The following is a 12,315-nucleotide window of genomic DNA, read 5'->3' as shown; positions in this document are numbered from 1 at the left end:
CCCACCGAACGCCTTTTCACCGACGAACCCTGACTCGCATCTCGAATCTCGCAACTCGCATCTCGTAGCTAAGAATGCCCCTCATCGTCATCGGCGGACACACCCGCAACATCGGCAAGACCTCGGTCGTCGCTGGCCTCATCGCCGCTTTGCCCGCGTTCAACTGGACCGCCATCAAGATCACGCAGTTCGGCCACAACGTCTGCTCCGCCAATGGCGAGCCCTGCGACTGCCAGACCGCCGACCACACCATCGCCATCAGCGAAGAGCGCGACCCCACCACCGGCACCGACACCTCGCGTTTCCTCGCCGCCGGCGCCCGCCGCGTCTTCTGGGTCCGCACCCGCCAGGGTCAGCTCGCCGAAGCCATGCCCCGCCTCCGCAAGCTCCTCGCCGACTCCGAAAACACCATCATCGAATCCAACAGCATCCTTCGCTTCCTGCGACCCGACCTCTCGCTCTCCGTCCTCGACCCCACCATCGCCGACTTTAAACCCTCCGCCCTTCGCTATCTCGACCGCACCGACGCCCTCATCCTCCCCACCGGCACAAACCTCGAATCGCTCACTCAAGCCTGGCCCAGCATCTCCCCACACCTCCTCGGCAACAAACGCACGTTCTACGCGCATCCACCGAATTACTGCAGCAACGACCTCAACGACTTCGTCTCCACGACACTGCACAAAAAACTCGCAGCTCAAAGCTCGGAGCTCAAAGCTCGTCGCGCATAAACCCCGAAACCCGCGGCAGAAGACGCACCCCCATTAACCCCACTGGTCCCCCTCGCTTCCGCACAGCAAATCCTCAGCGCTCCGCGCCTAGACTCGCCTCACTTCGTTTGCCATCGTTTGCCACTCCTCCTCGCGAGTCTTCCCATGCGCCTCTGCCCTTCCTCGCTCCTGCTTGCCCTCTGCCTCATTACCGCTACAGCTCATCCTCAGACCGGGTGGCAGCCCACCCCGGGCCACCCGCAGCTCCCCATCTGGCCCGGCGCTATCCCCGACGCCGCGCCCGTGCTCGGCCCGGAGAGGGTCGAAATCAGCAGCCTCCGCGACCTCATTGGCGGCCACCGCTCCACCGGCGTCTATAACGTCACCATCCCCACCATGACCATCTACTCGCCGACCGGCAAGAACACCGGCGCATCCGTCGTCGTCTTCCCCGGCGGCGGCTACCAGATGCTCGCCATCGACCTTGAAGGCACCGAGGTCTGCGACTGGCTCGTCCCGCGCGGCATCACCTGCGTCCTGCTCAAGTACCGCGTTCCCGGCAATCCCGCGCTCTATCCCAAATCCGGCCCCTATCCCGAATCGCCCATGGCTCTCGAAGACGCGCAGCGCACCATGGGCCTTCTGCGCCTCCAGGCAGCCGAATACCACATCGACCCGCACAAGATCGGCGTCCTCGGCTTCTCCGCCGGCGGCCATCTCGTCGCCGCCATCAGCAACCACTACGACCACCGCATCTACCCTCGCGTCGACACCGCCGACGATCAAAGCTGCCGCCCCGACTTCGCCATCGCCATCTACCCCGGCCATCTCTCCTACGAGGCCACCGTCTCCGACGCCCACCGCAGCAAGGACAAGTCCTTCATGCCCGCGCCCAACAACGCGCCGGCCGCGGTAGCGGACCTCATTCTCCGCCCCGACCTTCACGTCACCGCGAAGACCCCACCCACCTTCCTCCTGCAGAACGAAGACGACAACGTCGACAACGTTGACGACGCACTCTCCTACTACATCGCCCTTCGCAACGCCCACGTTCCCACCGAAATGCACCTTTACCCTAAAGGCGGCCACGCCTTCGGCCTCCGCCGCACCAAACTCCCCGTCACCGCCTGGCCTCAGCTCCTCGACACATGGCTGCAGTCGATCGGCGTGACGCCGCAATAACGCCGCATTGTCCACATCCGCCCCGTTATCCTGAAAGGAGCCCGCCCTTTCAGGATGTGGATATGAACAGGACCTCCTTACCGCATGAATCGGATCGATCGCCTCAACCGTAGAGATTTCGCCCGGCTGCTCGGCCTATCCGCAACGGCCGTATCCCTGCCCGCCGCCGCCGTCACAGCTCCGGCGCACCACCAGGACACAACCACGGTCCGCAGCTTCTCCAACGGCTTCCTGTGGGGCACCGCCACCTCCGCCTACCAAATCGAAGGCGCTCCCGACGAGGCAGGCCGCGGTCTCTCCATCTGGGACACCTTTTCCCGCGCGAAGAAGACCTACACCGGCGAGAACGGCGACACCGCCGATGACGAATTCCACCGCTATCGCGAGGACATCGCGATCATGCAGGAGTTAGGAATCAAGGCCTACCAGTTTTCCGTCTCGTGGCCGCGCATCTTCCCGCAAGGCACCGGAGCGCAGAACCCCCAGGGCTGGGACTTCTACGACCGCATGCTGGATGTCCTGCTCGCCGCCGACATCGAGCCCTACTGCAACCTCTACCACTGGGACCTGCCCGAAGCCTTGATGAGCGTCGGCGGCTGGCAGAGCCGCGACACTGCCAAGGCTCTCGCGGACTACTCCGCCGTCGCCGCCAGGCACCTCAGCGATCGCGTCAAAAACTTCATCACCATCAGCGAAGTAACCGCATTCGTCGACGCCGGCTACCGCTACGGATCTGACGCGCCCGGTCTGAAGCTCAACAACGCCCAGGTCGCGCAGGTCACTCACAACGTGCTGCTCGGCCACGGCATGTGCGTGCAGGCCGTGCGCGCCAACGCACGCCCAGGCACACGCGTGGGCATCGCCGACAACGCTGTCAGCACTCTTCCCGTGATTGAAACTCCGGAAAACATCGAGGCCGCGCGCAAAGCCTATCGCGAGGAGAACTCCCGCTCTCTCACGCCAATCCTGGAAGGCCGCTACACCGACCTCTACCTCAAAGGCCTCGGTGCCGACGCGCCCAAATTCACCCCCGAAGACATGAAGATCATCAGCGCACCCCTCGACTTCATCGGCCTCAACATCTACGAGCCCACCTGGGTCCGCGCCAGGGACAATGAATCCGGCTACGAAGTCCTCGATATGCCGAAGAGTTATCCGCACATGGCTGCTCTTTGGCTGCAGCTCGGTCCGGGCGGAGCCTACTGGTCGCCCCGCTTCCTGCATGAAATCTGGGGAGTCAACGAGATCTACATCACCGAAAACGGCGCCGCCAGCACGGACGTGCCGACCAAATCCGGCGAAGTGCTGGACGTTGATCGCGTCTATTTCCTGCGCAGCTACCTCTCCCAGTTGCAGCGCGCCGTCAGCGAAGGCATCCCCGTGAAGGGCTACTTCCTCTGGAGCCTGATGGACAACTACGAATGGTCCGACGGCTATGCCATGCGCTTCGGAATCACCTACGTGGACTACACGACCCAGAAACGAACCGTAAAGCTCTCCGGAGAGTTCTATAAGCGCGTCATCGCCACAAACGCGCTGGCCTAGAAAACCCGCTGGCCAGTGCAAGCAGGATTGAATACTGCGTTTTGCAGGATGCTCCGCCCCGTCCGAGGGTCAATTTGAACGGCTTCGTTAAGGGCGCGGCTTGAGCCGTGCCGAAACACTCACAAAAGGAAAGCGGGCTTTAGCCCCTGAGGTATATCTTCCTCAAATTGGCCGACTGCTCTCGGCCGCCGCGCCTTGACAAAACCCTGCTTCGGAAAGGGCGCTCAAATCGGATCGCCAGCCCTCACCCACGTCAAAACGCAACATAAGGTCCGGACCTAAGTTCTCTTCTTTGAAGATTTTGCGCAAAAAACAGGGGGAGGGGGGTCCCCTCCCACACGAGCCGAAAACTCCGCGCCAAAAGGAAGAGGCAGCCTGTCGGCTGCCTCTCAGTTCTTACCGAAGAACGATTACGCGGTCGTCGGTGCGCCCTCGTTGTACCCAGGCTTGCGGGTTCCCTCAGGCTTCAGCACCTTCTGCGTATCGTCGTCGGCGGCAGCCAGTGGCGACTTCACCGGGCCGAGCTCCTTGCCTTGAATCAGTAATTCGATCTCCGCCGCATCCAGCGTCTCCCGCTCCAGCAGAGCAATCGCCATCCGGTGCATCACCTCGCGGTTTTCGTCCAGAATCTGGTGCGCCGACTTGTAGCCCTCGTCGACGAACTTCTTCACCAGACGGTCGATCTCCTTCGCCGTGTCGTCTGAGTAATCCCGCGACTGCGCGATCTCGCGGCCCAGGAAGATCTGCTCTTCCTTCTTGCCGTAAGTCAGCGGCCCGAGCTCGCTCATGCCGTACTCGCAAACCATCTTGCGAGCCAGCTCCGTCGCGCGCACGATGTCGTTGCCCGCGCCGGTCGTCATCCGGTCCATGAAGATCTCCTCCGCGCAGCGCCCGCCCATCAGGATCGCGAGCTGCGTCTCGAGGTAGTCCTTCGTCACCGTGTGCTTGTCCTCTTCCGGCAGGTGCATCGTCACGCCCAGCGCCATGCCGCGCGGGATGATCGTCACCTTGTGCAGCGGGTCGGAGTGCTTGCGCTTCGCCGCCACCAGCACGTGACCGGCCTCGTGGTACGCCGTATCGCGCTTGTCGTCCTCGCTCAGCAGCATCGACTTGCGCTCGGCACCCATCAGCACCTTGTCCTTGGCGATCTCAAAGTCGTACATGTGCACGGCCTTGCGATTGAACCGCGCCGCCGTCAGAGCGGCCTCGTTCACCATGTTCGCGAGGTCCGCGCCGCTGAAGCCCGGTGTCCCGCGCGCCAGCACTTGCAGATTCACGTCATCGGCCAGCGGCACCTTCTTCGAGTGCACCCGCAGCACCTCTTCGCGCCCACGGATGTCAGGACGATCCACAATCACGCGACGGTCGAAACGGCCCGGCCGCAGCAGCGCCGGATCGAGCACGTCAGGACGGTTCGTCGCAGCGATCAGGATCACGCCGTCGTTCGACTCAAACCCATCCATCTCGACGAGCAGCTGATTCAGCGTCTGCTCGCGCTCATCGTGTCCGCCGCCCAGGCCAGCACCACGGTGCCGTCCCACAGCGTCGATCTCGTCAATGAAGATGATGCAGGGAGCATTCTTCTTGCCCTGCTCGAACAGGTCGCGCACGCGGCTTGCACCGACGCCGACAAACATCTCGACGAAGTCCGAACCGGAAATCGAGAAGAACGGAACGTTCGCCTCGCCGGCCACGGCCCGTGCCAGCAGTGTCTTGCCGGTTCCCGGAGGCCCGACCATCAGCACGCCCTTCGGAATGCGTCCGCCGAGCCGCTGGAACTTCTGCGCCTCGCGCAGGAACTCGATGATCTCCTTCAGCTCTTCCTTCGCTTCATCGACGCCCGCAACGTCCTTGAACGTCACCTTCTTCTGCTGCATCGAGAGCAGGCGCGCACGGTTCTTGCCAAAGCTCAGCGCCTTGTTTCCGCCCGACTGCATCTGCCGCATCATGAAGAGGAACAGCGCCAGGATGACGGCGATCGGCGCGATCTGGAAGAGGATGTTCAGCCACAGGGTGCCGTTCTGATCCTTCACGGTGACGTTCACGCCATGGTTAATCAGGTTGTTATACAGGTCCTGATAAGTTGCCGGGATCGTGGCGTGAAAGCTCTCTTTGCCATCCTTGAACTTACCCGTGGCCTCGGTGCCGTTGATGGTCACCTCGCCGAGTTTGCCGGCCTGGGCGTCGTTCATCAACTCGGTCAGGCTGATTGCCTGATCGTGGCCCGGATTCATATTGGTCACCACGTACCGCCATCCCACCAGAAGGCAGCCCACCGTAAGGACCCATATCAAGAGATGTTTAATTGTTGAATTCAATCCGCTTCCTCGTTTCCTGCTTCGCCGGGCTCTTGCGCTCCCTCATTGCTGAGGAATGGCCTCCAGCCTTGCTGCTAACGCACTCAACTGTTAGACGACAAGATTGGCTATAGGGTGCATGAACCGAACGTTGGAGGTCCACGTCCGGGTCGCACAAGCGCATTCCTGATTCTACCCCCGGGCCGCCGCTTCCCCGCCAGCTTTTCTCCCGGTTGTCTTTGCAACGAAAGGAGCAGCCTCCCGCTGCAGTTGGATCTCCCTCGCGGTGCGCTCCGCCCGAAGTCCTCGGCTGAGTTCGAGGCGGGCGCCAGTACGAGCGGCAATCGGCGGATGCACCTGGGCCAAACCCGCCAATGCCAGCAACTTGGACGTCTCTTCCGCAGAAAGGCTGCAGCCCAGGGAACGCGCCGCCTCCCTCACGACCCGCCTGCGCAGGGCAGGAGCCATCGCCCGCAGCCGCTCCACTTCGATGGCACAACCGCTATTGCCGGTAACGGTACTCACGGCGCGTCCGCCACCCCGAACCGGCCGCCCTGGCAGCAACACCTGCGGCAGCACACGAGCGACCTCCGACTTCCAGAACGCCTCCTCATCCCGTGCGATTTCCGCCAGGCGTGCGAGTGTCGCGTCAATCGCAGGATTGAACGTGCGCAGCATCGGCATCAGCTCATGACGGACACGGTTGCGGGTCAACGATAGATCCCGGTTGGTTTCATCCTCCCGCCACGCCTGCCCGCGCTCTTGCAGATACGCCTCGACCTCCAGCCGCCGCACTCCCAGCATTGGCCGCACAATGCGCCGCGACCCAGCCAACTTCAGATCTCTGTACATTGGCCTCTCAATCGTCGGCGCAATTCCGCCAACCCCTTCGGTCCATGCGCCACGCAGCAGCTTCATCACTACCGTCTCGGCCTGATCGTCCAAGGTGTGCGCCGTCGCTACCACATCGACATCCGCCATCAGCCGCCAGAACACCCCATATCGAAGCTCTCGTGCCGCCTCCTCCAAACCCTCGCGCTCTTCGCTCTGCCGCGCCGCGACGTCAACGCGCTCCACTACCAGCGGCACCTCCAGACGCGCACACAAATCCCGCACGAACGCCTCATCGCCATCTGCTTCGACTCCGCGCAGTCCGTGGTGCACATGGACAGCGCTCAGCGCCGCGCCCAGGCCCTCTTTGGCGCGATTCGCGTCGATCAAAGCGAGCAGAAGCGCGGTCGAATCCGCGCCACCCGAGACGGCAACGCACACACGTTCGCCTGCGTTCATTAGCGACAGATCAATCGCAAGCCGTCTCTCGTTCGTCATCGTTTCAGACCGAATTCGCGCATCGCGCTACCATCACCTTACAGAGCTTTAACTCACGATGAACAGTTCCCGTTTCCGCAGACTGCAACCTCTCCTTTACGCTTCCCTCCTCTGCTGTGCAGCGGCCTTTGCGCAGGACATCCACGTGCGCGTCGATGCGCATGGCCCGGGTTCGACCGCCAGCACCACGGACTATACGTCGATTCAGCAGGCGCTCGATCATGCTCCACAAGCTGCGGCGCCCTACCGGACGATCATCGAGGTCGTGCCTGGCACATATCACGAGCGCATCAACGTCACGCGCAATCGGCCACGCATTACGTTGCTCGGGCTCGGCAAAGCGCCTGAGGACGTGGTCGTCACCTACTCGATGAACGCCAAGGAAGCCGGTGGGACATTCTTCACCGAGACCGCGCAGATCAATGGCGACCAGTTCGAGGCCGATAACGTGACCTTCGAGAACTCTGCGGGACCGACCGGGCAGGCCGTTGCCGCCGCTGTCCGTTCCGATCGTTCGATCTTCAAGCACTGCCGTTTCCTCGGAGATCAGGACACGCTCTTCGCCGACTTCGGCCGTCAATATTATGTGGACTCCTTTATCGCCGGTGGCGTCGACTTCATCTTCGGCAATGCAACTGCCGTCTTTGATCACGACACGATCAGCGAGATTCGCAATGGGCAAATTACAGCGCAATCGCGCACCTCGCCCGAGCAAACCACCGGCTATGTCATCGATCACTCGCGCATCACGCATGATCCCGTGCCGCCTCCGCCGGGGAAAACCGCAGCTACGGGCTTCGGGCTTGGCCGTCCGTGGCGCGCCTACTCTCGCGTGGTCGTCATGAACACGGAGCTGCCAGCCGACCTCGATCCCGCCGGCTGGTCGAAGTGGAGTAACCGCGACAGTTCAACTCCCACCGCGTATTACGCTGAGTTTCACAACAAAGGGCCGGGCGCGAACACATCGCAGCGCGCGCCCTGGACGCACCAGCTCACAGAGAAGCAGGCGGCGACGTTCGCGCCGGAGAATTTCCTGCGCGGCAGCGACAACTGGAACCCTGTCGCTGAAGCCGCACACCTTCCATAATCCCAACCGGAGAAGTAAATGAAATTCGGCCCCGCCGTCTGCATCACCCTGCTTAGCCTTGCCACATTTGCCCCAGCACAAACCCAGACAGCTCACGGCATCGATCTCACCAGCATCGACCGCACTGTAAAGCCCGGCGACAACTTTTACCTCTACGCCAACGGCAACTGGATCGCGCGAACGAAAATCCCCGCAGATCGTTCCTCGATTGGTCGCTTCAACGAGCTCGCCGATCGATCCGATCAGCAGGTGCTGGAAATCATTCATGACGCAGTGAGCTCGAATGCCGCAGCCGGCAGTGACACGCGGCGGATTGCCGACCTGTATCGCTCCTATATGGATGAGGCCGCAATCGAGCGGGCCGGCGTTACACCGCTGAAGCCTGAGCTCGAACGCATTGCCGCGATCAGCAACGAGCAACAGCTTTCTGCGGCGCTTGGAGCCACGCTGCGCGCCGATACCGACGCGCTCAACAACACGAACTTCCACACGCCAAACATCTTCGGACTGTGGGTTGCGCCAGGATTTCAGAGCTCCGATCACTACGCGGCCTACCTGATGCAGGGCGGCATCGAGCTCCCGGACCGCAACTACTATTTGGATTCCAGCGCGCATATGAAGAACGTGCGTGCGAAGTATCTCGCGCATATGACGACGATGTTCCGGCTCGCGGGCATCGATCATGCCGATGCGCGCGCACAGCATGTGCTGGCCCTCGAAACCGCAATTGCGAAGGCGCAATGGACGCTGGCCGCAAGCGAAGACATTCACCACGCGAATAATCTCTGGCAGGCATCGGAGTTCGCGATCAGAGCTCCGGGGCTCGACTGGACGGCGTTCTTGCGTGCCGCGGGCCTCGCAGGTCAGAAGAGCCTGTACGTTTGGCAGGCGCCGGCGATCACCGCAGAGTCCGCGCTCGTTGCGTCAATGCCGCTCGAGGACTGGAAGGACTGGCTCTCGCTGCATGCGATCGATGACAACGCACAATACATGGCGAAGTCGCTGGACCAACCGTGGTTCGCGTTTTTCGGCACGGAACTCGGCGGCGCGGAACAGCAGCGCCCGCGTGACATTCGCGCTGTCCGCCTGCTGAACGACAATCTTGGCGAAGCTGTTGGGAAGTTATACGCCGCGCGCTTCTTCTCACGAGAGGCGAGGGCGCAGGCGCAGCGTCTCGTCGCCAACCTGCTGGCGGTATATCACAAGCGTCTCGAGGCGATCACGTGGATGGCGCCTTCGACGAAGACTGAGGCGATCGCGAAGCTCGAGCGGCTGCAGGTCAGCGTTGGATATGCCGACAATTTCCGCACGTATGACGGGCTTGAGATTCGCCCGGACGATCTCTTCGGCAATGTCCGGCGGGCGAAACTTTTTGAGTATCGCTACGAGGTCAGCCGAGTCGGCCAGGCGGTGGACCGCAAAGAGTGGTGCATGGATCCGCAGACCGTGAACGCGGTCAACCTGCCGCTCGACAACGGACTCAACTTCCCTGCTGCGATTCTGCAGCCGCCGTTCTTCGATCCGGCCGCACCGGACGCGGCAAACTACGGTGGCATCGGCACCGTCATCGGGCATGAAATCTCTCACACCTTCGACAGCGAAGGCGCTGAGTTCGATGCGAAAGGTGCGGTGCGCAACTGGTGGACGCCCGCAGACTACGCGCACTTCAAGGCAGTCACCGCTGCACTTGCGGCGCAGTTTGACACCTATGAGCCGCTGCCTGGTCTGCACGTGAATGGCCGACAGACGCTCGGCGAAGACATCGCTGATCTTGGCGGAGTCAATGCTTCGCTTGAGGCATACCACGTTGCGCTCGGCGGAAAGCAGGCGCCGGTTGTCGGCGGGTTCACCGGCGATCAACAGTTCTTCATCGCGTTTGCGCAAGTGTGGGCGAACAAGACGCGCGACGCTGCGCTGCGGCGTGGGCTCCTCACGGATCCGCACGCACCGGCGCAGATTCGCCCGCTTACCGTGCGCAATCTCGACGACTGGTATGCCAACTTCAACGTCAAACCCGGCGACAAGCTGTACCTGCCGCCGGACAAGCGGATCCATATCTGGTAGCGCCGCGACTGGTACGCGCTACAGGCCCGCGTACCAGTCGTAGCCCAGCTTCATCCAGAAGTCGTCCGGCTTCGTGTCGGTATATGCGATCAAACCGATGCGTTTGATCTGCTTGTAGCCATACTTGATGGGCATGTGCAGCCGCAGCGGAGCTCCGTGCTCGGCACGCAGCGGCTGCCCGCTCATCTCCATCACCAGCGTGCTCTGCGGATGACGCGCAGCCTCCATGTCATAGCCGCAGTAGTAGTCGCCGTCGGGCGTCTCCATGTAGACGTAGCGCGGCATGCGGCCGTTCACCGGTGCGGGCGGGAATGCGTCGATGAAGTCGCGTAGCCGCACGCCCGACCATTGCGTGATCTGGCTCCAGCCCTCAATGCACTTGAACTCCGTTACGAGATCGACGCGCGGCAGCTTGCGCAATTCATCCATGGTCAGCAGCAGTCCAGGCGTGCCGATGTTCAACGAGCTCGCGGACGCACCGGCCTCCGCAGTGCCCATCCTGCGCTTGCCGCTGATTGCCTGCGCCATGGCATCGAATCTCGCCGCAATGTCGACGTGAGGTAGTCCATTCACCTTCGGCGTCTGCGCTGAAAGGCTCTGTGATTGCTCGGGCATCTGCACGGCGGGCGCTCCGCCGGGCTGCACTGCGCCTGCCCGGCCGCTCTTCAGGTCGGGCATCGTATCCATCAGCGACGCATCGCTGTATTGATACTCCCAGGCGGTCACATCCGGCGCGTAGAAGCGCGAGAGTTGCGGATCGCGAACCCCCGCGACCTGGAGACGCCAGCTTGCCGGCACCAGCACTTGCTCCATGCCGATGACGCCATTCAAACGCAGCGGCACAGCGCGGCTCAATGGATACGTCGGCGACAAGCCGCGCTCGCGAAACACCGCACGGCTCACGTCCGCGTCCCAATCGATCGCGCCACGCAATCCCGACTGCAGTCTTCCGACTTGCTTGCTCTTATCGATCGCACGCCATGCGGCGTATCCGGCCGCAGCGGCTACTCCGCCGAGCAGAAAGCTGCGCCGAGTCCTGCGCGCGCTTTCGCGGCGAACCATCTCGGCATCGCCACGAACAATCTCAATCTCGCGTTCGTCAAAGTCGTTCATACGCGCGCTCCAGCGCTCGGCGGCTCATCCTCGCGCATCGCTCCGGTCGGCTCACCACTCTCGGCATCGAAACGCTGCTCGCGGCTCACCGTCTGCACCTCGAGCCCGCTCACCATCGACCGGAAGTTGTTCCATCCCGCAAGAATGACCTGCATTACATGGACTACAAAGAAGCCGCAGAAGCCCATCATCAGCCAGAAGTGCTCCCAGCGCGCCATTTCATAGCCGCCCAGCGCCGTCGTGAGCCAGTGCAGCTGCGCAGGTTTATAAATTGCGAGCCCGGTCAGCAGCGCGCCCGCGCCCATCAGCACAATCGCTGAATACGCGATCCTCTGCGCGCCGTTGTACTTTCCCTGCGGCGGCAGTCCTCTTCTGCGTGCCGCGGGAATATGCAGGTCGTAGAGCGTGACCCAGATGGCATCCACGAAAGACCGTCGCTTCGGCCAGAGCACCCGCCACTCGCCGGAGACCGCAAGATAGATTGCGTACGCGATGCCGTTGATCGCGAAAAACCACATCACGAAGAAGTGCCACCCGAGCCCGGTCGTGATCTGATACGGCGCGTTGAGTAGTTTCCAGAACCAGTCTGGAAAGAACCGCACCAGCGTCCAGTGGCCGATGCCCAGGCGATAGACCTCGTGCGGATGCTGGTAAGGCGGAATCGAGTCGCCCCAGTAGATCAGCAGCCCGCTCCAGATCATGATCGCGAGCAGCGGGAAGTTGATCCAATGCATCCAGCGGATGGCGCGCGGGTGCTTTTTCACGAGCCGCAGCTCTCCAGCGTCGTTCGCCGCCTGTCCTTCGACCTGCATCGAAGATTCTCCTGCGCCGAGTCTGCTCTTCAGGGTCATTCATTAGCAATACGAATCTCGCTGCGTCACAGATTTGCAATTCATCTGTCTCCGCCCGACAGAGTCCCCAGAACGCCTGAAATTATGCGGGAAATCTGCTAAAATAAGCCTTTGTGAGCTCTTCTCCCACGCTCGAA

Annotated in this window: 9 protein-coding genes; 5 read left to right on the top strand and 4 right to left on the bottom strand. The window is 62.1% G+C overall.

Annotation, left to right across the window (positions count from 1 at the left end; all coding sequences use genetic code 11):
* Positions 1 to 74: 74 nt before the first annotated feature.
* From VGU25_18235 to VGU25_18225, 3 genes are all read left to right on the top strand, one after another.
* Complete coding sequence (locus VGU25_18235) at positions 75 to 731, top strand: hypothetical protein (protein ID HEV2579151.1); 657 nt, start codon at positions 75 to 77, stop codon at positions 729 to 731.
* 144 nt (positions 732 to 875) lie between these two features.
* Positions 876 to 1,892, top strand: a complete 1,017-nt coding sequence (locus VGU25_18230) for an alpha/beta hydrolase (protein HEV2579150.1) — start codon at positions 876 to 878, stop codon at positions 1,890 to 1,892.
* 84 nt (positions 1,893 to 1,976) lie between these two features.
* A complete protein-coding gene (locus VGU25_18225; GenBank protein HEV2579149.1) occupies positions 1,977 to 3,437 on the top strand; it encodes a GH1 family beta-glucosidase in 1,461 nt (486 codons plus the stop codon).
* A 410-nt stretch (positions 3,438 to 3,847) separates the two neighbouring features.
* On the opposite strand, the gene ftsH is transcribed toward VGU25_18225, so the two are convergent.
* Positions 3,848 to 5,755 carry an ATP-dependent zinc metalloprotease FtsH gene (gene ftsH / locus VGU25_18220; protein HEV2579148.1) on the bottom strand — a complete coding sequence of 636 codons (1,908 nt, stop codon included), beginning with the start codon at positions 5,753 to 5,755 and terminating at the stop codon, positions 3,848 to 3,850.
* Positions 5,756 to 5,926: 171 nt separating this feature from the next.
* Entirely contained in the window at positions 5,927 to 7,063 is a 1,137-nt protein-coding gene (gene tilS / locus VGU25_18215; protein HEV2579147.1) for a tRNA lysidine(34) synthetase TilS, read from the bottom strand.
* 58 nt (positions 7,064 to 7,121) lie between these two features.
* Here tilS and VGU25_18210 point away from each other — a divergent pair, with 58 nt between their 5' ends.
* Together VGU25_18210 and VGU25_18205 are read left to right on the top strand one after the other, a co-directional pair.
* The gene (locus tag VGU25_18210; protein HEV2579146.1) at positions 7,122 to 8,150 is read left to right on the top strand and encodes a pectinesterase family protein; all 1,029 of its coding nucleotides are present in this window, start codon (positions 7,122 to 7,124) and stop codon (positions 8,148 to 8,150) included.
* 18 nt (positions 8,151 to 8,168) lie between these two features.
* Positions 8,169 to 10,214 carry a M13 family metallopeptidase gene (locus VGU25_18205; protein ID HEV2579145.1) on the top strand — a complete coding sequence of 682 codons (2,046 nt, stop codon included), beginning with the start codon at positions 8,169 to 8,171 and terminating at the stop codon, positions 10,212 to 10,214.
* 18 nt (positions 10,215 to 10,232) lie between these two features.
* On the opposite strand, the gene VGU25_18200 is transcribed toward VGU25_18205, so the two are convergent.
* Together VGU25_18200 and VGU25_18195 are read right to left on the bottom strand one after the other, a co-directional pair.
* Entirely contained in the window at positions 10,233 to 11,327 is a 1,095-nt protein-coding gene (locus VGU25_18200) for a molybdopterin-dependent oxidoreductase (protein HEV2579144.1), read from the bottom strand.
* The gene (locus tag VGU25_18195) at positions 11,324 to 12,139 is read right to left on the bottom strand and encodes a cytochrome b/b6 domain-containing protein (GenBank protein HEV2579143.1); all 816 of its coding nucleotides are present in this window, start codon (positions 12,137 to 12,139) and stop codon (positions 11,324 to 11,326) included. The genes VGU25_18200 and VGU25_18195 overlap by 4 nt, the downstream gene beginning before the upstream one ends.
* Positions 12,140 to 12,315: the final 176 nt, after the last annotated feature.

The sequence above is a fragment of the Acidobacteriaceae bacterium genome, assembly GCA_035944135.1.
GTDB lineage: Bacteria > Acidobacteriota > Terriglobia > Terriglobales > Acidobacteriaceae > Granulicella.
The sequence above is the reverse complement of the archived record's forward strand: the minus strand, read 5'-3'. Positions and strand labels throughout refer to the sequence as shown.